A 24,512-nucleotide genomic window follows, 5' to 3' on the forward strand; every position below is an offset into this window, starting at 1 on the left:
TCCTTTATATTAAATCAAATCATCATAAGTTTTTTTCCATAAATTTTGGCTTGATTCTATCGGTTGAATAACCCAGGGTTCCATATGACGATCAACATTTAAAATTTTTTTCTGCTCAAAAAAAAACAAAATTTTATGAAAGTCGCTGATATCCCAGCCTGGTATGGTTTTACATCCAATAGCTCGTTCTAGTTCTGTTAAAGTAATTTGATTGTTATCAGGATAAAAAATTTCAATTAAATTCAAAATCCATGCACCATATCCCCAAATATTTTCATCTGTTACTGGTGCAGATTTTCTCTCGTAGTTTTCGCCTCTTGCAACTAATGCTGAACAAGCTGAAAAAGATGCAGGATCATTATACATTCTCACTAAAGGTCCAATAATTGATGTGTTTTGAACCTCATAAATATTTTCAAGGTAATTAAGAAGAATTTTTCTATTAAAAGACATTCCAAGGGTAAAAAAACCTTTAAAAAAAACCTGATACCATACATCAGCCCCAATATTTGGACTGCATAAATTAAAATGGCAAATCCATTGAGTAATATTTTCTTTTAAAAAAGGGTCTTCAAATAAAACAACTCTTCCAAAATCTGTTAAAACAGGTTGTTTTACAGAATTATTTTTTGATTCATCCGAAAGTTCAATCAAACCCATTCCTCTGCAATAATCAAGAGTAGGTACTACCTTACCACTGGATTTACCTGTTGGTATCCCTGTATCTTGCCCTATTTCAACAAAACTCCCTTTTTTACCTATTGAAGCATATTTAAGCATTGCGTTTATATGCGTTCTTTCAGGCACAAAAGTTTTATGAAAATTTCTTGAAAGCCTTGTGTTTATATTTTTTGAACTAACCATTAAAATCCTCTTTGCTTCATAGAAGTAACAGATATTTTGAATACTTTTGATACTAGCTGGTTATCATCATTTAAAGATGGCCCAAGTGAATAACACTCTCCTTTTTTCAGTTGCGATAATTTGCTAGTCCAAAATTTTGCAGGCTCACTTGTGGCATTTTCCAAAAGTTTAGAATATTCACTAATCTCTGTATCAGCAGGTTTAAAAAACAATTTATGTCCAGCCTGAAAAAGCCTGCTTCTTTCTTCAGCAGAAAGATTGCTTAAAGTTTGAGTTGCCAAGATAAGAGAAATTCCAAATTTTCTTCCTTCAGTTAAATATTTTGCAAGGGGGAATTCTTCACGATGGTTTAAATTTTGAACTTCATCCAGCACAATAACTTTTGGATTATTTTTATTTCCTGTACCACGTACAAATGCATAAAAATCCCATAGCAAAAATTCTGTAACAAGCTTCCACGAATGAAGATCCATCCCGGCAAGCTGAAAAATATTACATAGCTGGTTTTTCTTTTCAAACAAATGATCCCAGCTGATTCCAGAAAATTCAGACGAAAAAGGATTGTCAAGAATAAATGGTTTTATTTTACTTATTAAACTTAATACAGAATTTTTTTGCTTAATTTTATCTTCTAAATAATCCTTTAAAATTTCTAAAAGATTGTCTAAATTAAAACTATTTCCATATGTTAAAATCCCATCACTTATTGCATCAAGTAAAACACTGTACTGCTGATCTCCAAAATTATAAACAGAATCAAAAATTGAAGTTATTCTTTTAGATGCTGTACCTATTTTTTCAGGCATAGCCTCACCATCAAGAATGGGAGCATGAATTTTAAAAGGACTAATTGGCAAAGGTTCCTTCATTATATAATGCTGTTTTGGTTCTAAAAATTTTTTTGTTTCTTTTTCTAAATGCTCTGGCAAAAACCCATTTGTATAATCTATAACCAATGAATTTTGATTGTTTTTCCCAAATTCATTTAAAAAACATTGGATAGCATATGTTTTACCCATACCCGAACTGCCAAAAATAAGCATATGCCTATTACTTAAATCTTCATTACCATACTCCCAATACACATCCCTGCTGCCATTTACCGAAGTACCAAGAAATATTCGCTCTGGTATTTTGGGTTCAAAAACATTAGAATTATTTTTTCCTTCAAACTCTCTATAATTTACTAATGAATCTATGTTTTTATTAGTTTCTCTTCGAACTCTTTCCAACTTTCCGGAACTTTCAATATCAGGAATGTTTTCTTCTTCAATATTGAGTTCATGCTTTTCATCATTCCCATAAGATTCAAATTCCTCTGATTCTGATTCCTGTCTGATAAATTTTGTAAAATCAAAATTAAACTCAAAGCTCATATTATTATCAAAACATAATTTTCTTAATGCATAACTTCCTGCATTAATTTCACTAATTTTTATTGTTTTTCCTTCAAAATAATAATTCCAGCTTTCCTTTTCGCAAATAACATCAGTTTTATTTCCTGATGAACAAGTAAGAATTGAACCCCCCCATGATATTTCGAACTCACCTTCAGCTAATTTTTCAAAAGCTTCTAAAACATTTTTTCTTTTCTTTTTTTTAACCTGAGTTTTACTTGCAATAAGTCTGTGAAGCTGAAGCCACCAATATCTTGCATCTGGTCTTTGTAATAAATAATTATTTTCATTATTTTTTACAAAAGGCATAAAAGCAGGAATTAGAGTATCAAGGCCGTTTATAATTTGTTCAAAGGCTTTATCTAAGTAACCATCTGTATTTTCAGCAAATTTACATTCAATAATCATTGCAGAAATTGAAAACAAACCAGATTCATTAATATCTGCATTTAACAGCAAAATATCAGGCCTTATATTTGACTCTGCTGCTTCAAACCAATGCCTGTAAGCATCTAAAGAAATAAATTTGCTGCATAAAATGTTTTCTGAAAAATTATAAATTTTACATGCATATGCATAGGCCAGTAAATTTCTGATTTCCTGGCTTAAACCTGTTGATTTTATTAAGGATAAACCAGAAAAATTTTCAGATTGCTTTATTGCAAACTCAGCTGCTTTTTCATAATCATCATGTTCCCAGCCAGACATTATATTTGAAATTGAAGCTCTTAATTTTTTTTTTAAGTCAGTTAATTTAAACTGCTCTGTAGATATTGTGTAATTTGCTTCTCCATGTGAGCCAACGCCTGAACCAAAACCAATTATTTTTCGAGAATTTTTTTCAAGATCATCTTGAAGAAGTCTTTCATCAATATTTGAATCTATACATACAACCCATTCTGCTTTTTTGTGTAAAGCATTTACAACTTCATTCCACGGTGAAAAATCTCCGCTTCCAATAGCAATATATGAAGTTTTTTTCATATTTTTCATACTTGCCATAATTCCAAGATGTTTTGTTGAAATTGTGAATTGTCTGTTGCTGATTACTCTTTCTCTTGTATCAGAGTTTCTTTTTTCAGTTGAAGAGCAAAATATTTTTTCAAGGATAGGATATTTCAAAGGTCTTGATGTTACATCAAAACTATCAACTTCTTCAAATCTGTTCTCATTTGATGTGCCTATAAAATTTGATAGAATTATGATATCACAATCAAAATTTTCATTTATAATTTTTTTGAATTGTTCATAATTATTATCTGATTTCACAATTCTGTGCGATAATTTTAAATTACAATTTCTATAATGTGCCAGACTTTCTTCTACTTCAGATACTTCCCACCTCTCTCTCCACTCTTCAATCCAGTTTGAAAGAGCTCTATCATCTGCAGTTTCAGAAAAAATTGTGATATTTAAATTATAATTCAAAGAAATATTGTTACTTTTTTCTTTCATAAACTTATCAATTGCAGCAATTAAAGGCTGAATATCTAAATTTTGAAATACAGAAATATTTAAACCATCGTTTGCATGGGGATAAAGCTCTAAAAAATCAGTAATAATTCTATATATAAGCTTTGATTCTCTTGTTTCTTTAAATAATACATAATCTTTAATATCCTCATCAAAATTATCATATTTAAGAATTATTCTTGTAGATAATGAGGACTCTGTTCCATCTATTGAACCTAATATATGAATCAGATCTTCACCTCTTACTGAAGAATCAAAAACATCCTGACTTTTAATTAAACCGCATAAAGGCATTTTTATTGTTGATAAATCAAGATAGTAATCCCATGCCTTAATTTGGAAACTGTTTCTTTTAGGTGAATTTAAATTTTTATTGGATTCATAATTAAAACATTCAAATAAATAAATTATTTTTGCCTGAAACATTTCTAAAACTGACGGATGCAAAATAGTTGCAACAGCAGAATTTTCAAATTTATCCCAAACCCATGATTCTATCTGATTTTCCTGTTTTTCTTTAACTATAAAAAATAACCTGTGTAATATTGTGCCAAAATCATTATCTATATTGTTTTTTTCATCAAGAAAACAGTCAAACAAATCAATAAATGTCTGCCGTAAACTTGACCAGGATGATTTATTGGAAACAGCATAATATAAACCATTTTCGCAAACATTTTGTACAAACTCACAAAATTCAAAACCAAGTTTTCTAACAAAATTGGAAAAATTGCTATCCTCATTTTTAAGTTCATCTGAAATAGGTTTTAATAAATCAATTGTAATTTTTTCACTGTTTCTTATTGCCTGCATTAAAACACGATTTGCTTCTAAACTGTCTTTTGAAAGCATTAACTCATCATAAAAAGGCACAAAAAACACAGGTAAAACAGCACTGTTTTTTGCTTGTTTTAAATCATCAAAAACTTTATCAAATAATTCCTTTGATATTTTATATGGAGAAATATCCGGGATCCTGATTAAATATTTTTTTTCAACAAATATTTCTTCATCAAAGGAATTGATTTTAACTGAAAAAACCAAATTAGGCTCTTTGTTAGCCTTATATTGGCAATGAATATTATCATTGAAAATGTTTGAATCAATTTTAACCTTATTATCTTCCAAGCTATCGTTTTTTATAAAAATTCGTTCAGGTTCATTAAACCAAACATCTAATCCGCCTAAAAAAACCTTTAAAAAACTTTTGGCTTCTGTTTCACTGTCTAAAGCACTGCCACCTTCAAAATCATGCTCAAAAATTTCAGAATTAATTTTTATTTCTTTTATCTGATCCTTTGCAATCAAACTGTTTTTTTCAGCATCTTTTTTAAATTTAGATAAAGTTATCCAGATACCAGACAAAATACTTTCAAGAGGATCCATGTCCAGTTTTTTTATTGTTTCTTTTTTAGTTGCAGTGTCTGATTTTTTTGTAGCTGGTTTAAACTTTAAAATTTTGTCTTTAATTGTAATAAAATCGCAGGCAATCAAATCTTTTTTTACAGACTGATCATCTTTTTCTACATAAGAGTATAAAGCATCTAAAAACTTATTATCAGATGAATATGAGCCTGTTTTATTTTCATCAGATAAAAAATTTTCTAAACCTTTTTCATCCTTATAGTCTTTAATTTTTTTACAGAATTTTTTTCTATTTGTTTCATCAATAAACATTGAATAGGATACAAAAGAAGATGCAGAATCTATATAAGGGCCAATGTTTTTTTTCTTAATATTAATAAAACCTGAAAGATCAGGAAGATTAAAAAACTCAAGACTTGATAAAGCTCTTTGTAAAAAATCCTTACCATCTTGAACTCCTGATAAATTAATTGCTTCTAAAAAAGAGCTTATCTGAACAATATCTGTTGGCAGTCTTTCAACAAGAGCTTTTAAAATTTTGTCAAATTCTTTTATTGTATCCAATTCATAGGCAATTGAATTTTCATCCAACAAAATTTCTATCCAGGCTGAAAAACTTCTGTTTAAACCCTCTTCAGAATTCCAGATTATAGTTGAAGAACAAGAATGAAAATCTGCAAGACTTGCAGAATCATTAATAAGATCCACACCTCCCAAAATAATTAAACATTTATCATATTTATTTCTATCAAATTCCTGATTTCTGTATCTTGTTAGATTTCCGTCATTATCCAGCCAGTTATTATCAAATGCTTTTTTTATTTTATCTTTAGAAATATTTTGGTTTTCCCATAACGGCCTGGCTATTTTATATATTAATTCAACATTTTTACCAATTAACCTGGAGTCAAGACTTTCCCCCAAAGCTTCCATAATTTGATAATTGTAAGAAGGAAGAGTAATTATTAATTTCTCATTGCTGTCTTTAAAATGTTCTATCTGCTTAAAAATATAGTTACTTACAGTATTCACAAAAAAATTCATCAGCTATCTACCCTTTTTGATTTAAATGGATTTTCTATCATAGAGCAGGAATCAGACAATGAAACAAGCATTCCCGAAGCATTGAGCATTTCTATTACCCAGCTGTCAATATCATCGCCTAAAGAATCAATTTTATGCAAATTGCACCATTGAATAGCTTTTGATAAATATTTTTTCCCAATTGCTATTCCATATTTTAAAAACACCTGATCTATAAAAGAATCATATGTCATTCGTTCTCCAGGTCTTACAATTGTAAGAACAAGAAATCTTAATAAATGATCATTTAAAACAAATCTTGCTCCTGTCCCACGTCTTGGAACCATAAAACCCATATTTCTTGCTATTTTCCCAAAATATTTATATCCATATTTAACATCAGCATTTTTTAATTTTGGCTCAATTTTTTTTTGTTTCAATTGATTTAAAATATTTTCATTTCTTACTGCATTTTGAATTATCAAACTGTTTGTTTCAGCAGAACGCCTGGAAATTCTTTTTAGATTTTCATTTTTCCCCTCAATATCTGAAACTGCCCAGACATAACCAAGTGGACTTGCAAATTTTTTATCAAACTTATCAGAGGAATAATATCTTGAACTTTGAGCAGATAAAGTTCTTAAAACCTGAAACGCACAAGCTGTTTCCAAAAGCAAAATTCTTTCTATTATGTCAATTTCTGTTTGACAGAGCCTTAACATTTCTATGCAAAACAAAAACCCCTCTTTCCATGTTTCCTTGGGACACCACCCTGATTTAAAATAACCTTTTCCTTCATTTTCTTTTTTTACATAAGTTTGTTTATCAGTTTCTGGATCAATTTTTTCATCAATAAATATTGCCAAATCTCCAAATGCTTCAGGAATATCTGTGATTGATTCTTTTAAATATAAATTTAAGTTTTTAATTAATTTTTCTAAATCTTTTTCTTCCGAATTAAAATTTATTCCTGAAGATTCAAGCCAGTTATTTACTTCATTTAAAGGCTGTCGTAACGCATTGCAAATTTGGAGGAATAAGACTTCTCCTCCTCTCGCTAAAAAGAGCTTTTGATTATGATCAAAAAAATTTTTGTAGCTTGCATCGTGCCAAGTTGAGCTGTCTTTAGCCTTTTTATATGCAACTGACCTCCAAATCGATTCACCTGCTATCAATTGTGAAGAAATTGGAAAAAAATTTTGAGCACACCAGGTTCTATCGCCGCCAATATTTTGAAACCCAAAAAAAAGATTTTTTAAAAGAAAAATAACTTTTTCTTTAGACTCAACTCCAGATATATTTAAACTTCCCTTAATTTTATTTTCAAGCTCACGGTAATGTTCAATATGAGATTCATGTCTTGTTTCAAGCTTTGAGCCACTTAAAAAAGAAAACAATTTCAGGTTTAATCTATGTTTTGGCAAATATTCCAAATAAGATTTTTCAGGCCAGCCATTTAAAGAATCTAAATCAGGAAATTCCATTTTTTTTATTTCTGTATCAGAAATTCTTTTTTTAGAAATAAACACAAGTAAAAGTTCAATTAATAATTCAGGTATAGTCTGATCACTGAAAAATCTTCTGCCAAAAAGTAAAATTGCAGGGTTGTTATCTTCTTTAGAATCACTTAATATATTTGGGAAAGGTTCAGGCATTATTTATTACCTCCAGCTTTTCTTTATTAAAATGAATTTTATATTCTTTAAAATTATGATCTGTTTTCAAATTAAGAAGTATTAATTGTTTTTGATTTTTATTTTTTTTCAGTGAAATGAGCTGAGATTTAAAACTTTCAAGCCTATCATTGTATCCAAGATCAAGTGTCTGTCCAATATCTCCATAATGCCTGTTCATTACATAATCTAAGAAAGGCAGTTCAAGGTTAAGCAAAATATCTTCTTTTTCACTAAACCTAAAAAACAATTTTTCATTTTCTATTGCTAAATCAAAGTCTTTGGCTCTAAAATCTGCAAGAACAATTTGAGAGGACTGTCTTATATTTCTGGTTTGTCTTGAAAGTGTTATATAAAGATTTCCTGTAAATGATTTTTTTTCAGGCAACCTGTTCCCTGTAAAAAATTCCTGAAGAACATGCAAAATTTTATTTTTTAAACTTTCTTTTTCAATATTTTCTAATGTTCTATTCTTTTTCCATTTTAAAAAACTTAAAAGCATAGGGGACTTTAAAAAGTTTGAGACAAAAGGGTTTTCATCTTTGTTTTTAGTATATTCAGGGAAGTGATAAAAAAAGTATAAAATCCTTCTTATTTGTTTTCTTGCAAAAACAGGCTCAAGTTCATTCTTGTTATTTGATTTACCAATTGATCTTAAATAATTAAACTGAATAGATTCCTTGTCAAAATCGCTGTCAAATTTAATTTCATCTTCTCGAACCCAGAGTTTTCTATCCCAAAATGAATTAATTTCTTCGCCGATGTCTGAATTTTTTAAGCATTTTATTACCTTTATCTGCTGAGCTTTTTCATCTTCTTTAGCACCATTGTCACCAAAAAATCTGTTAAAAAACAGCAACTCACTTATCAAAACATGATTTTTGGAAGAATAATTCACTATATCAAGATAATTCATTCCTGATGTTATAATATAGCTCAAATGGCTTACAATTTGCCTTAAGGTAAATCTATAACCATATTCAAACATTCTCTGATAAATATAAAAAATTCTTTCTACAGCTAAACTGCTGTTTTTAATTAAAGAATAATTTTTAAAAACAGGACATTTTTTATTGTCATTACAATCTTCACATTTTTTCCATAAAGGACAATTTATTGTTTTTTCAAAAATTTTTTTTGCTACAGGCAGGTTGTCATACATAGCAAGATTTATTACACAATATTCAGTATTATCATGAATAAAAGTATAAGGTTCAGATTTTGAGAATGATTCCAGCAGTTTATTCTCATAACATAACCAATCATTGTTTTTTTCTTTATTCAAAAATTTAAAGGCATTAAGTAAAGTTCCAGTATTTGAAATTAAAAGCATTTTAGGTGAATTTTTATCTGAAGCTGAATTTAAAATTTCAACCCAGTCCTCAGCTTTCCATTCACTGAAATCCTTTATTATTTTAATATTTTTATCTTTTATATATTCAATTCTTTTCATTTCTTCAAAAAGATGCTCGTCTAAAGGAATTCCTCTTAAATCTTTAAAAAGTTCAAGTGCTATTGTTGTTTTTCCATCTCCAGCATGTCCTGTTAAAATAACATGCCTTTTATTTTCAAAAAGTTCTTTTTTAATTATCGCTTTAAGATCATGTTCTACATGAATATATTTAAAATACTCATTGCATGCCTGACTTTCTGCAAGCATATTTGAACTATTTGAGTTTATATTATTTAAAGTATTTAAATATGCTACAAAAGGATTTGGAGACTTATCTTCAAAGTCATCAGTTTTTATTTTTTCTAAATTTATATTATTGGTTTCTTTTGCAATGATATTTGTATCATTTGTATGTTGTTCGACTTTATTTACCTGGATTTCATTTTTTGAAAAACAACTTGTCAGTTCATTTTTCATTTCAAAACATGATAAAAATCTGTTTTCAGCTTTTGTATCAACAGACTTTAAAAACCATATTTTTAATTTTGGGTTCAAATTAGGAATTATAAAATCAATATCAGCTATTTTTTCTCCTACTACAAAATTTTTATAAGGCTTTATACCAAAAAACCATTCAAACAAAGTAACTCCTAATGCAAACAAATCTCCGCTAACACAATATTCCCTTTGCGAATCAATAACTAAATCTGGTGCTATATATCCTTCAGTCCCTGAATATATATCAATTTTATTTCTTGAAGAAATACCAAAATCTATAATTTTTGGCCGTTTATCATTTGTAATAATGATATTTTCAGGTTTTATATCATTATGTAAAATTTCAAATTCTTCGTAAGTATGGAGAGCTTCTATTCCGCTGATTAAAGAAAATGCAGTTTTTTTAAAAAAATCTAGTTCAGGAAGGCCGAATTTCATAATTTCTCTTAAATTTGAACCTTCAATCCATTTAAAAGCCAATACTGGACGTTTATCAGACCACTTAAAAAAATTTTCACATTTTACAAGGGTATTATGGGTAACATATGTTGAAAAATCTTTTTCACTCTGTATTTTTTTTAAATCAGTGTCAAAGTTGAAAATTTTTAACAAATAATCTTCACCAAGTGCTCCCTTTGATTTATAAAGCTGAGCTTCCCCTTTTTCTTTTTTTAAATTTTCAACTATGCAATAAAGATCATGGTTTTCATCTGGCTTTAATAACTTGTTTTCAAAACTGATTGTTTTGTTTTTATAATTTTCCAAAATTTCAATTATTTCATCAACAGTTTGAGGCCTTTTATTAAAATCATACTTTAATAGTTTTAGTAAAAGATTTTTTATTTCTTTTGCTAAATTAAGTGAATTGATTTTTTTTATGCATGAATCACTTAAATTCCCATTATTAAGCTTAAGATCTTTATATGAATTAAAGGGATACTCTTTTGTAAGCATATAATATAAGATAACTCCAACACTAAAAAAATCTGAACTTTCGGCTGATTCCCCTTCATATATTTCCGGTGCTATAAACGGACTCTTTTTCAATTTAGAAGGCTCTGGGATAACTGTAAATTCAGAACTAGCTATTTGATAGGAAAGATCAAAATTCATAAGTTTTGGTATATCATCATTTATTATAAGAATATTATCTGGCGATAAATTTCTATGAACAACGCCTTTATCATGAACTGCTTTTAAACCAGACAAAATGCCATATGTTATTTTAAGAGCTTTATTTGTTTTAATAGGTGTTTTTTTTTCAATATAAGACTGTAAGTCGCCTTGGTTTGACCAATCACTGCTTTCAATAAGATAACCATAATCATTTGGGATATCAGTAACTTTTAAAATATTAGGATGATCACCTATTTCTTCTACTGTTTTTAAAGTTCTCTCAGGATCTCTAAACCTTGATTTGTCGTATATAACTCTTAATTTTCTTAAGTTTTTACTATTTTCTCTTTTTGCAATTAATTCTTCATAATTTTCATCCTGATAAATTTTCTCAACAATTTTTAAACCATTAAACTTAATTGATTCAGGTTTTTTAGGTTCATTTAAGGAATTAATGTAATCGCATATTTTTTTTGCTTGAGCTTTTTCAATTATATTTCCATTTATTTCTGACTGATTTTCTAAATAGGAGATAAAATCTTTTATATTTCTAAAACTAGGCTGACTTTTTGTTGTTTTTGGATCAGATGCTCCTTCAATTTCACATTCATCATGAGTAAAAACAACTACTGATTCAACAAAAGGAAGATTTAAATAAGGAAATTTTTTTTCGCATTCTCCTTTTATCAATTTAGCTTTAAAGCTGTTTGGCTGATGAACATCTTTTCTATAGCCCCCATTAAAAACCCAATCGTAGGGCTTGATTTCCACCTTACCTTTCCAATGCTTAAGTTCAACAACATAAAGCCCATATGGGGCTACAATTAAAAGATCAATTTCAAAATATCTATTAGAATGATAATTATAAATATTAATATTTGTGGAGACATAGCCTAAGTTTTTAGGTTTAATAATTAACTCAATTTTATCTAAAGCTTTTTGTTCATGTGGGAATAAAGATGAGTTTAAAAACTGTTTATTCGCATCATATAAAAAATCACTGCTACTTATTTCCTTTATTTTTTTTTCTAAATAATTCTTTATTCTAACTCTGCAAAAATCATCAGAAAATCCTTTGTGCACAATATCTTCCAAATATGCGAACTTTACTGTTTCCAGCAATTTTTTTTTGGTTAATCTTTTACCTGATTTAGAATAATTTTTATATTTAATTTCTTTCCCTTCATTAATTTTAAAACTCCAAATATTAGAGTTTTTCAGATAAAAAAAAGGATATTCTATAACTATTTTATCAACTGATGTTTCAGGCATAAATTTAAGCCAAATTTTAACAAAAAAATCTTCCAATTCTTTATTTAAATAAAATTTATTATCTCTATTGTTTTTGATATTATAAAGTTCTACTAGAGTTAATAAAAAAAAATATTTATGTGGCGAGATATCTGGCCCTTTTTTATTAACATTAATTTTTTTAATATTTTCTATAATCTGATCACATAAACTTTTAAGTAAACTCATTCAAACCTCACCTAAATATAATGTTATTGATATCTTGTGAATTATCTAATATAGAGGATAACGTCTCAGAAAGTAGATTTTTGTTTTTTCCGTTAAAACAGCTTTCATGCTCGTAATTATTTAAATCAGTTTTTTTTAATTTTTTTAGAAACCCTTTTTCTCTCCATGTATACTTTCTGTTATCAGAATGATTTTCTTCATATTCACAAGCTTTATTAAAAAGGGTTCTGTGTTTCTTTTTTAAACCAAGCCATTCGCTATCTTTTTGATAAAAACAAAAAAAACAGCCGGATCTTTTTCTCCACGAATAATAACCTGGTAAACCTAATCCACTATCTCCTAGAATTTTTATAATTTCTTCTAGTCCATGACCGTCTTCTACAAATGGGTATTTTGGGAAAAAATTACTTTGCTCTCTAAAACCTTCTCTGTCTTCATCAGCTCTTATTCCTACATAATTATATACAATTTGATCTTTACAATTATTTTTTAGCCATTTGTCATAAGGCTTAAGCTTAAGCAACCTTGTACACCACCTATTATTGGGTGAAGGTAAAACTCCATTAAAATATTTAAGCCAATAATCAAAATCTTTTTCAGGCCTAATTGTAATAATTTTTATATTTAACAACGCTCTTATTTTTTTTAAATACAAATAAGTTTCAGGAAGTTCATGTCCACTATCAGTGAAAACATACTCCAAATCAAGCTCAGGATGTTTTTCTTTCATATAAACTGCTAAAGCAGCACTATCCTTTCCCCCTGATAATCCAAGAATGTGGCGTTCTTTTTTTTTATTCATTTTTCAAAATCCTGTCTTCTATTAAAAATGCAATAAGCTTTTCAATATCAGAAAGTTCAAGCTTATTTATTCCAGAAAAATTTTCTTGAACTTTTAATTTGTCTTTTTCGCTGAGATGAAAAACTTTTCTTATATTAGAACCGTTTTTTTGAGTTAAATTTAAAAGAAATTTATTTTCATCTTTTTTAAATTCAGATAAAAATGTATTAGACAAAAGCACTTCAAAATCTTTTATTCTATTAGAAATTTCTTCAAGATAAGCATAATAAACATCAACATCTCCGTCCCTCCAGGAATCAACAGGCTTTTCTACTATTAAACCAGAAACTCCCATTATCCATTTGTTAATATCGCCTTTGTCAGTGCAAATGGCTTTTAAAATTTGCTTAAGTTCTAAGTCTTTACATGGAGAAACAAGTTTTATGTATTTTTTATAAATATTATTCCTAAACTCATCAAAAGTTTCGCTGTCTTTTTTATCAAAACATTTACAAAAATGTTCCTTGATTTTGACTAATAAATTTTCAAAAGAAGTATTTAGTTCTAAAAGGCATGTTTGAAGATTTTCAAATATTTTTGTTTTAAAATCGTCGTTAATTTTTTCATTCTCAATTATTTCTATATTCAAAGCTTGAGGTATTTCTTTAAAAAGAAGTTCTAGAGGCTCTTTTGAATTCAAAAGAACAGACCTAAGCTTTTGAGCTTTTGTCGAAATTTTTCTTGTGTAAAGAGTGTAGTCAGGAAGTCTTTTTACAAACTCGACTAAAGGTGCAACAATTTTTAGCAAAGATTTATTTCTTGTTGATGAGTTTAAATTTACCAAATCTGTATTTAAAACACTCATGTATGCCTGAACAATTTCCTTTTTAAAGCCAGTATTTGTAATTTTTTTTATTGAAAAAAGATCAGGTCTTTTTAAAAGCAATGCAGCTTCAGCTTTATTAAATACAGGCTTAAAAATTCCTTCTTGATATAAAGCGATTTCGTCATTATTTACTAAAATATAATGACACAAAAACAAAGGAATAACCCCTTTTCTCAGACCATAAGGTCTTTTCTGAAAAACTTTTATTAATTCAGAAATTAAAACCGGTGAATTGTTTTTTTCTGCCTTTTCCATTGTTGAATTGATTTTATCCCAAACACAGGCTAATTTTTTTTGTTTTTCATCTTTTTTCTCAGGTTTTACAAATTGCCAAAAACTTTGTTCTTTTTTAATTTTTTTATGAAGTCCAAGGGATTTAAACATTGCCCTGTAAAATGCAACTTCAGGACCAAAGCCTTCCATATCCAAATTATCAATATGCTCTTTTGTCACCATTGCTTCTATCAGCTCTCTTTGTGCTCTTGCTGCAGAAGGTGATAATTTATTATGATTTATCATTTCCATATGAACTTCAGGACAAATGGAATAAACTTCATCGCAAACTTCAGAAACAAATGAAGATATTTTAAATCTCGAATTGTTTAACTTTTCTTCCCCCAAAGCAAACCATTGTACTTTTTTATTACCTGAATTTAAAAGTTCATTTATAAGTTTTTGTAAATTATTATGGGAAGTTTCAACCCTAAACCGAACTTCTCTTCTTGCCACACCATCATTAAAAAGCTGTGGGTTTGTTTCAAGAACTTTTTTAGAAGCTGCTGCTTCTAATGCAAGTTCTTTTATTAAAGCTTCAAAAGGGAGAAAACCTATTATAATGGGATGTTCTTTTGTTATTTTCTTTAAATAATCTTTTTCATCATTATCTTTTCCAACAACTAAAAAAATATGACCATCAAACTTTAAGTTATCAAAATTTGATTCTTCAAGTTTTTTTATATCTCCAATTTCTGACCATGACTGTGAAAATTCCCTGATTATTCCTTTTTGATAAGAATGCCTTGAAGCTATAATGTTTTGTCTTTTTAAATTTAAATTTAATAACTCCGATAAATTTAAAACTGCAAGCCTACTTTTCTCAGCAATAACAGCTTTTTCAATATCAAAATCTGTGCCTTCCCAAAGCCTAAATTCATCAGAATAACTTCTATATAAAAGTGCTCCACTTGAAATAAGGTTATCAAGAGATTTGTCTATCTTTATTTTTAGTTGTCTGTCTTCTGATTCAAAACAAGCATAAATTAAATTTTTAGATGCTTTAATTCCTAAATAACCAAGTAAATTTAAAACTCCAATTGTTTTTAATAATTTTATTTCCAAAGGACTACTAGCATTAAAGGAGTTTATAATATTTTTAATTTCTATCCATTTTTGAGTTGTAGCTCTGTTATTATGAAACTGAGTTGTTTCCTCACAGAAATAGTTGTAGAGCCAATCAAGGCCTAAGGGCTCAAACTTTTTTTTTTCATCCAGTTTAGATATCTCAAGGTATTTTTTTAAAGCTCTTGGATTCCCGCTGGAAATAAAAGAAAAAATTGTTCTTTGATTTTGAGCAAAAGTTTTACTTAATTCGCCTAAAACTATGCCAAAAATAGGGTTTATAGGAAAAATTTTCCATAAATCTTTATGATTTAACTCAGGAATATTTGGAATATTTAAATCATTTATTAAATTAGCGTTTTTCTTACACCAACTATCAATTAATTTAGAAATTTTACTATCTATCTTCTCCTCATCTATATTTACTGATTTAGATATTAAGCTTAATACCCTTCCAGGAGGTTCTACATAAGAAATGTCTTCAAAACGACCTTGAACTTTCCCCCATTCATTTAACTGAATATTAGATAAATTTGATGCATAGTCATTAAAGGATTGATGAAGACACACAAAGACATAACAATTTTGACTTTCTGCTAAGCATTGTAACGCAAAAACATCCCCTTTACCTGGATTATGGGACATAAACTCAAGATTTTTACCAAACTCATCAATCACAATAAGAAAAGGCCGTTTCAGAGCAGATGATATTTTATCAATAGAATCTACAATTAATGAAGTTTCAAAAGAATCTTGATTTAATAAGTTTTCAATCTCAGTTGTTAATTCTTCTAATTTTTTATCGTTTATATTTTTTAAAGTTGACAATAAAGCTCTTAATAAAGATTTATTCAAAGGTTCATATTGTGATAAAGCTCTGACATTAATAAAATTTTCAATATTTATTTTATCCAGGCTCTTTTCCAATCTGACTTTAAATTTTTTATCAGTTTTATTAAGGCTATTCCAAGCAGTTGATTTGACTTTTTTATCTTCTGAAAATAAAGAAAAGAGGTAATTGCAAAAAGCTGATTTACCGCTTCCATAAGGCCCGGTTAAAGACCAAGCTGAAATTGGTTCCCCCTCTAACGAATCAGCAAATCTGCTAAGAACATCTAGAACAACAGGAGTTAACTGAAATCTTTTTATCTGGTCTAAATCAGAAGCATCTCTTTCAATATTGACTGATCTTGCAACCTTAGAGTCTATTTTTATAAATTCATTTAAAAACAATTCTTTATTCCCTATTATAATACTTTTCTAAAATTTCCCAATACAACTCAATAGGCTCTTGAGAAAAATGTAATTGTTGAGTTCCTGATGATTCAACAAAATTTATATTATCAATTTTTGAGACCGCATCTTCTATTAATGTACCGCATTCTGTTTCGGTTAATTTAAAAGCAATACCAGGTGAATCTTGGCCATATACAATTTTGTTTAAACTAAATGTTTTCTCTTTTAACCCTAATTTGTTGGCATACGAGCAGCATGTAGCTAGAAAGATTAAAGGATGCAATGAGTTTTTTTTCTCGAAATTAAATTTAAAATGTGAGCTTTCTGTTGTCTTTTCTATCAAGTTCAAATTAGTAAATGGACATTTGATTCCAAAGTCAGAGTTAATATTAGGCACATACATTTGAATTATGCAATTTGCATCTTTTTCAAAAGATTTTGAAGAAATTTTACTTAACTTTTCATTACCTTTCGCAAAATTGACAATGTTTTTTGACAAATCCTGTCTTGTAAATTTTTGAAGTGAACAATAGTTAAAAAACAAAACCCATGAAACAGCTGATAGTGGATTTAAAAAAATTTGCCAATGAAGAAGCCAGAGGCTTGCATCATCTTCTAAAAAAGGGTCAAATCCGCTGCTCCAATCGAACTCAGAATTATTTGGATTAATTTTGCCAATAAGCATTTCTCCAAATTTTGTCGAAATAAGCTCAGTTTTATTTTTTTCTAAAAGACCAAACAGTATGCACCAATATCTAATGGATCTTACCATATTTTTACCTACTCCAAGTACTTCAACAGCGTTTTCTACCTTAAAGACATCAGGGTCTTCTAAAGCTTTTACATATCCTTTTGTAAGCCAACCATATCTTGGAACAAAAGTTTCATGCCTTCCAGCCGAGCCATTGGAATACTGTTCTAAATTTATTAACATATTTATTTGTCTTTCACACGATGTGATGTTTATTAAAATTAATGACCTTTAATTTATTTTACTTTTGTAAAGTAAGATATCTCTAACTATTAATAGCGATCTTTAAAGTCAAGATGAAATAAAAGATAAAGCTTTGTTGTTAAAATAATTAACACTACTTTATCTTTATAATATTTTTTTATTATAGAATACAAACTCTGTCAAAAACTGACAGACCTTTAAAATAATTCTTATAAAAAAATAGAGTTTAGTTTGTATTGATAAAAAAGTTCCCCAAAACTAAAAGGGAACTTTTAAGAGGTTTAGATTGGTCACCTGACCAATAAACATTAAATTCCTCAGCCGCCTCCACTGCTGCATGCTTTTGGAGGAGGATTAAAACCGCCCTTTCCCCCAGGAATTCCATTTGGCCTTATTGCTCCTGTAGAAAGAAGTTTTTTTACATTGATACTTTTACAATTTTTACATTCTATTTTTTCCTCATCTTCTCCCGGGAGCACAAGATATTCAAATATCTTGTTACAGTCTTGACACTGATATTCATAAATAGGCATAGTTAAACTCCTTAAAATTTTATATTTAACTTTAATAATAATCATATATTTAATTATGCGTTTTAAATTTACAACTCAAAACTTAAAAACATGGAAATATAAATTGATGAAATGCTTAAATATATAGTATCTTCATTTTTTTGACCTAAATTTTAAAATGGAAATTTCAATAATGGCAGTATTTGAGTATCAAGCACTTACAAAAAATGGTAAAAACAAAAAAGGAATTATAGATGCTGACAGCCCTGAAACAGCAAAAGTAAAAATAAAAGAAAAAAATCTTTATCCTGTTTCCTTAAAAGAAGTTAAATCGGAAAGCGAGTTAAAAGGTTCTTCTTCTATCTTAACCTCTTTTTTTCGCCCAAAAATCAAAACAAAGGAAATTGCTCTTGCAACAAGACAAATTTCCACCCTTCTTTCAGCAAGATTTGATCTTGTTGGTGCACTTAAAGCAGTTTCAGACCAAATAAGGTCTGAATCTCTTAAAAAAATACTTACAAAAGTAAAAGATGAGGTTGAAGCGGGAAAAAGCTTTGCTGAAGCCCTTTCTGATTATCCAGAAACATTTACCTCAGTTTATATAAATATGATTAAAGCTGCTGAAGCCGCAGGAACTCTTGAAATTGTAATGGAAAGGGTGGCGGATTTAATGGAAACAACAGAAAAAAGAAAATCAAAAATAAGAGCCGCCCTGGCTTACCCTGTTCTTATGATGTTTTTTGGAATCATTGTTTTGGTTATTCTTATGACAATGATTGTTCCAAAAATTGTTTCCATATTTTCTGATATGAATCAGCAACTGCCGGCTATTACAATTTTACTTATATCTTCAAGCGACTTTCTTAAAAAATTTTGGTGGTTTCTTATGCTTTTGATTGTACTTTTCCCGGGCTTGATAAGGTATTTGTTTAAAAATGAAAAAACCGGCTATTTTATGGATCAGCTTGTGATTAAAATTCCGCTTTTTGGGGAACTTAACAAAAAACTTATAGCAGCAAGGTTTTCAAGAATTTTATCCTCACTTGTTAAATATGACGTTCCAATTTTAAAATCCCTGGATATAGTAATTAATATAGTTGAAAACAGAATTTTTAAAGATGCTCTTTTGAAAGCTAAAAATGGAGTTGAAAGAGGCGACGGGCTTGCCTATTCCCTTGAAAGAGAAAAGATTTTTCCTGAAATCACGACGCAAATGATTGCTGTTGGAGAAAAAAGTGGAAATCTTGAAGACATGCTTTCTAAGGTTGCTGATATTTATGAATCTGAAACAGAAGATTTAATTGTTACACTTACATCAATGCTTGAGCCGCTTATTATTGTGTTTATGGCGGTTGTTATAGGGTTTATTGTTTTTGCTATCTGTGTTCCTATTTTTACAATGAACCAGCTTATTGGGTAAAACTAAAGATTGACTTATTTTAAGAAATATTAAAGTTTAAAGATTTAACTTAATTGTCTGACTGGAGTTTTATGAAAGAAGTAATGGAAAATATCTATTGTATCACCCAAAAATCTCGGTGGTCAATGTTCAAACCGCCTGCAAACATTTATATAATTGCAGGTAAAAAGGGTATTATTTTTGACAGTGGATTCGGCACTTATTTTGATTTGAGATTTTTCAGAAAAGAATATTTAAAAGTTCTTGAAGATTTAAGAAAAAAAACCATTGATTTCAAAGCAACATATATAATCCCAAGCCACTCCCATGGCGACCATTTTTCAGGGCTTGAAGGAATAAGAAAATTTACAGGAGCAAAAGTATGCCTTACCCCCCAGATGGCAGAAGTAATTTCCTCCAAAGAAAACCTGATAAAAAAACACAGGGTTTCAAGCTCTCCTGTAAGAGTTTTATGGAAAGAGGAAAAAAGCAAGGCCACAGGACGATGGGATCTTATTCTTCCTTATGTTTTCGGTCTTAAATTCTTAAATGACCCTGATTGTATAATTAAAGAAAACAATACAATCAACGATGGAGAAAGAGACTGGAAAATAATTCCTGCAAAAGGTCATTGCGATGATCATATTGCTCTTTTTAATGAAGAAACAGGGATAATGTTTTCCGGCGACAATATTTTAGAAAAGGTTATAACCTGGCTTGGTCCTCCAAGATCAGATCTTGAAGATTATTGTAAAAGTCTTCAAACAATTTATAATCTTAAAAATTTAAAAGTTCTTCTTCCAGGTCATGGAAGACCCATAACAGATCCCAAAAGAAGAATTACTGAAATCCTTACACACAGAAAAAACAGAACAAAAGATGTAGTTGATATTGTTTTAAAAAACAATAAAGGAATAAGATTTAAAGAAATAAGGGATATAATTTATCCTCCTGGAACAAAATTCTGGGTTAAAAGTAGCGGTGAGGGCTGGATTTTATCAACAATAGAATTTTTAATTAAAAAAAGACTTGTTCGTTTATCAAGAAAAAACCGCAAAACATGGATTGTTCCAAGAAAAAAAATATATGACAAAACTGAGGTTCAAAAAGTTTTTTCCCTCCTTTTAAATGAAAAATTTATTTAAAAGGAAAATATTTCAAAAGCTAAAAATTTGCTCTATATACAAAACTCTATTCAGACAAATATACTTTTATTCGTTATTGCAATAATTTGTAGGATTCCAGTCAAGACAAAGTCTTTTTGATATTCTTGCTGTTACCAACGAGCTTTTTAATTAAGCCCGATTAAAAAAATCTACAATAAAAATTCGGGATATTTATTCACCTTGTTTTTATTATAAAAAACTTACCCATTTCCCCAAATTTATAACCTATATTTTTGTATGTCTTAAAAATCTCAGCTAATATTTTAAATAAAAAAAATTTACTAAAATCCTCTTATAGCATGATGAAGTATTCCACTAAAAAAACTTCCTAAAACAACAAAAATCAATGTAGCTATTATTAGAGCCGGAATTGAGGCAAGAGCAAGCTTTACCATAAAAATCACCATGGAAATAAAAGGCATTTTTACATCAACTACTATTATTTCTTGTTTTTTTTCATTAGCTTTCCTATCTAAATTTTCCATTCTTAACCTCCTTTTTGTTTTTACAGTTTTTTATTCCCCGGTAGAATAGAACACTATCAAACTTTTATTCTCCAGGAAACAACTATCAACACATCACGAATGTTTGGCTAAAAAACCTCCAAAAAACAACTCTTGGTTGTTATTTGTATTCCAATTCTCAACAAAACACTGTATTCTGTAAACAAAAAATCTCTTTGTCTTAAGCTTTAGTAGTTTATAATTTTTCAAATTGTGATTTGCATTAAAACAAGTATTTTAACTTTGTTCAAATCAAAACTTACCAAAGTGTAAAATCAGTTTTTGCTCATCACTTGGCGATTAAAAGCCGGATAAAAATCAAACAAAAAAGGGGGCTTAAAGTTTATGAAGAAAAATATGAGTTTACATTTTTTTGTGGCAGCTATTTTAGCACTTTTTTTTGGCTTTTACCTTCTCAGCCTGCAGTAGCAGCAGTGATTCTGACACTCCAGCTGGAAAACCAACTGGAGAGCGAAAAATCACAATAGCTGATATTTCAGCATCAGCACCTAAGGAAGTAAACTTGAGTTCAAAAACTATCACAGCTTCAGGAGGAACTATAACAAGCACTGATATTAAAGAATTTAAAATTGAAATCCCACCTGGAGCAGTAAGCGATTCTATTGATTTTTCAGTAGAAACTGCTGATGTATCAGGGCAAACTGGATTACCTGAAAACCTTGAGCTGGGAAGCAAATTGTTTATTATCTCAGCCACTGGCTCTGATGAATGGAATAAATACAAATTATTCAACAAGCCAGTTAAAGTAACTCTTCCGGTCTCTGATTCAGATAGTTTGGATGGATGGTTTTTTTTCTCCTACAATTCAGACGGTACTTTAGAAGCACTTGGGTATGAATCATTGGATAAAATCAATAAAACAATTACTTTTGAAACAAGAACTTTTGGCGACACCAGGTCAGGTGAAAAAATACCAGCAGCCTTCAAAACAACACAAAGTACAGGTAATATAATAAAAAATGTCTATATTGCCATTGGTACCGCAAAGGTATGGCAAGCTTTTTTAACTGGGGATTTAAATATTGACACCGGCTTCAGGCCCTCAAAAAATGGATGGTATATTCCAAATTACGGAGCTTACTACAAAGCCTCAAGAGGTGGAAACTGTATGGGAATGTGCACATGGGCAAACTACTGGTTCAAAAAACACGGAAGCGGGTTTTACTCAAAATATCGTGATCCCCAGCAGACCCAAACCTGGGTTGATGACTCAACTGCAATTGAACTTGCAAGCAGGGCTCATGCAGCAGAAGTTGCAATCTGGGATGACTATGCAAGCCGTGAACTTGCTTCCCAAAAACCTTCTTCAACAGATGTTGCAAGGGCATATATAGGATCAATTTATGTAACAGGTGTTCCAGCCCTTGTTGGAATGTATCAGGCTGTAGAAGTTGGTAGCAGTTATCAGCTCACCGGTGCCCATGCAATTTCAGTTTACAAAGCCTCTATAGACCAGTCAGGTGAATGTAAACTATATGTTTATGATCCAAATTACCCCAATAAAGACACAAGATATATAAAATATGTTGATGGAAAAGGTTTTTATATTTACCAGGGAGGTCCAAGTGCAAGTGACCCCGGGTACAGATATAATTATTTTAAACAATTTGGATACAGCTTTGGAATAAATGATTCTGTATTTGATGATTTAAAAACTTCAGCAGACAATAATTTTTCAGACAATAGCGTTTTCCCTCAAATAACAATAACATCAATTGAAGCAAAAAACATTGATGAAAATGTTCTTGAAACAGAAGATAAAACTGAAAATGGAGAAACACTTTTCACAACTAAAGATAATGCCGTTGTAATCAAAGGAACTGTGCTTGGAGGTAATGCACAGGTTGAAGGCTCAGTTGTAAACAATATAAATCTAATTGTAACAGACGATCTTTACTCAACTTCGGTAAATAATGAAGCAGACAAAGGAGACGGTTCATTTGAAATAACTCTTCCCCTTAAAAAAGGGGATAATGAAGTTATATTTCTTGGCAGCAGCCCAAACAGTTTTTCCCATTGGGCAGCATTCAAAAGGGTTATTATCAACTCCGATGCAAGTCCTTCAAGTATGACAATAACACTTAGCTGGAGTCAAAATAACAGTGATGTTGACCTTTATGTAAAAGAACCTGCTTTTGAAGGTGATACAGGTGATACAGTTTATTACGGAAACAGAACAGGTGCAGACTCATCCAATCCTTATCTTGATTTTGATAATACAGAAGGATACGGACCTGAACATTATATTGGTAAATGGGGAATGTCCACCCTTTCATCCAACGAAGTTTCAAATCCAAACGGACTTTATGGAGACTATACTGTTGCTGTACATTATTATAGTGATGACGATGATGACTATGATAAAGATCAGGTCATTTCATGGAATGTAAGCTGGAGGTATCTTGCAGGAGCTCCATATGGTTCAGAAAATCCTGAAAAAAACGGTATCTGGATAGAAGGAAACAGGAACGGAGTTTTAACAAAGGCAAACTCAGGCACATCCGGAAGCATTAATTCAGGACCTGAATGGTCTGAAGCCTGGACTATTTCATACGACAATCCAGATGATTTTCAAATAACTATACCCGAAGCTCATACAGTAATGCTTCCATAAACTAACCTTTTAACTATACCTCCTTTACATAAAAGCAAAGGAGGTTTTTATGGTAAAAAATGAAAATTTTAAAAAAACAAAAAGTGATTTTATTTCTTATTATCCTATCTGGTGTTTCCGGGTGTAACAAACCTTCAAAGCCTGATTCCCAAACTAATAAAAACACAAACCCTGTTTCATATATTTATTATCACGAAAACAAACCCCTTGAATCTGATTTGATTGTCAAGATTCAAAGCAGCGGAAAAGTAAGTTCAATAATAAAAAAACTTAAACCTTTTTCCCAAAACCCCCACAGCTTTTCTTCATGGGAAAAATTCGAAGAAACAATTTTCATTGATAATAAAACTTTTTTTGAACTTACAGAGCTTTTAAAAAAAATTGGAGATAATGGTAAGATGGAAAAACCACCATTCCCGGGACAGCCAATTATTGATCTAAAAATTTGCTTTAATAATTTAAAATGTAAAAACTTTAGATTTTTTGAAGAAAATAAAACGAAAAACTTTAATCTGTTCAGGGAAAAACTAAATGAAGATGTTTTAAAAAAGTTTTCATTTTTTTAAATTCAGCGGGTTGAGCTTACCTAGGACAACGGATAAACTCAATTTTTTGGGGAACAATTCTAATCAATTTTCCCAGCCAACAAAAGCTATTGGTTAGTGTTTAGCTCAAAAGATAAAATCTCATAATTTATAATCTTTAAAAAAACCAACTCATCAGCTGCCCCTTGAATTATCCAAGTCAGTGGTCTTCTTAGAGTATAAAGAAAATAGCCCCTGTCTTTGTTTGCATTAACCAACGGTCTTGTTGTTAAATT

At 29.7% G+C, this 24,512-nt stretch carries 13 protein-coding genes; 4 read left to right on the top strand and 9 right to left on the bottom strand.

What is annotated here, in order from left to right; translation table 11 throughout:
• Positions 1 to 9: 9 nt before the first annotated feature.
• The 8 genes from RBR53_08085 to RBR53_08120 form a co-directional block, all read right to left on the bottom strand.
• A complete protein-coding gene (locus RBR53_08085; protein MDY0132613.1) occupies positions 10 to 864 on the bottom strand; it encodes a DUF4007 family protein in 855 nt (284 codons plus the stop codon).
• Positions 864 to 6,143, bottom strand: coding sequence for a type IV secretion system DNA-binding domain-containing protein (locus RBR53_08090; GenBank protein ID MDY0132614.1), 5,280 nt, complete (start codon positions 6,141 to 6,143; stop codon positions 864 to 866). Before RBR53_08090 ends, RBR53_08085 begins: the two co-directional genes overlap by 1 nt.
• The gene (locus RBR53_08095) at positions 6,143 to 7,777 is read right to left on the bottom strand and encodes a hypothetical protein (GenBank protein MDY0132615.1); all 1,635 of its coding nucleotides are present in this window, start codon (positions 7,775 to 7,777) and stop codon (positions 6,143 to 6,145) included. The genes RBR53_08090 and RBR53_08095 overlap by 1 nt, the downstream gene beginning before the upstream one ends.
• Entirely contained in the window at positions 7,770 to 12,281 is a 4,512-nt protein-coding gene (locus tag RBR53_08100; protein ID MDY0132616.1) for an NERD domain-containing protein kinase family protein, read from the bottom strand. Before RBR53_08100 ends, RBR53_08095 begins: the two co-directional genes overlap by 8 nt.
• Before the next feature lie 7 nt (positions 12,282 to 12,288).
• Positions 12,289 to 13,083 carry a phosphoadenosine phosphosulfate reductase family protein gene (locus RBR53_08105; GenBank protein ID MDY0132617.1) on the bottom strand — a complete coding sequence of 265 codons (795 nt, stop codon included), beginning with the start codon at positions 13,081 to 13,083 and terminating at the stop codon, positions 12,289 to 12,291.
• Positions 13,076 to 16,519, bottom strand: coding sequence for a hypothetical protein (locus tag RBR53_08110; protein MDY0132618.1), 3,444 nt, complete (start codon positions 16,517 to 16,519; stop codon positions 13,076 to 13,078). The genes RBR53_08105 and RBR53_08110 overlap by 8 nt, the downstream gene beginning before the upstream one ends.
• A gap of 4 nt (positions 16,520 to 16,523) precedes the next feature.
• Complete coding sequence (locus RBR53_08115) at positions 16,524 to 17,456, bottom strand: DUF4007 family protein (protein ID MDY0132619.1); 933 nt, start codon at positions 17,454 to 17,456, stop codon at positions 16,524 to 16,526.
• Between the two features lie 338 nt (positions 17,457 to 17,794).
• Entirely contained in the window at positions 17,795 to 18,010 is a 216-nt protein-coding gene (locus RBR53_08120; GenBank protein ID MDY0132620.1) for a zinc ribbon domain-containing protein, read from the bottom strand.
• Between the two features lie 172 nt (positions 18,011 to 18,182).
• Between RBR53_08120 and RBR53_08125 the strand changes: the two genes are divergently transcribed.
• Positions 18,183 to 19,409, top strand: coding sequence for a type II secretion system F family protein (locus tag RBR53_08125; GenBank protein MDY0132621.1), 1,227 nt, complete (start codon positions 18,183 to 18,185; stop codon positions 19,407 to 19,409).
• A 71-nt stretch (positions 19,410 to 19,480) separates the two neighbouring features.
• Entirely contained in the window at positions 19,481 to 20,533 is a 1,053-nt protein-coding gene (locus tag RBR53_08130; protein ID MDY0132622.1) for an MBL fold metallo-hydrolase, read from the top strand.
• 302 nt (positions 20,534 to 20,835) lie between these two features.
• Here RBR53_08130 and RBR53_08135 read toward each other — a convergent pair whose 3' ends face one another.
• Positions 20,836 to 21,039: a hypothetical protein gene (locus tag RBR53_08135; protein ID MDY0132623.1), complete on the bottom strand. Its 204-nt coding sequence runs from the start codon at positions 21,037 to 21,039 to the stop codon at positions 20,836 to 20,838.
• 418 nt (positions 21,040 to 21,457) lie between these two features.
• Between RBR53_08135 and RBR53_08140 the strand changes: the two genes are divergently transcribed.
• On the top strand, positions 21,458 to 23,692 hold the full coding sequence (locus RBR53_08140; protein MDY0132624.1) for a hypothetical protein: 2,235 nt from the start codon (positions 21,458 to 21,460) through the stop codon (positions 23,690 to 23,692).
• A gap of 59 nt (positions 23,693 to 23,751) precedes the next feature.
• A complete protein-coding gene (locus RBR53_08145) occupies positions 23,752 to 24,258 on the top strand; it encodes a hypothetical protein (GenBank protein MDY0132625.1) in 507 nt (168 codons plus the stop codon).
• Positions 24,259 to 24,512 lie beyond the last annotated feature (254 nt).

This window comes from Desulforegulaceae bacterium, assembly GCA_034006035.1.
Taxonomy (GTDB): domain Bacteria; phylum Desulfobacterota; class Desulfobacteria; order Desulfobacterales; family JACKCP01; genus JACKCP01.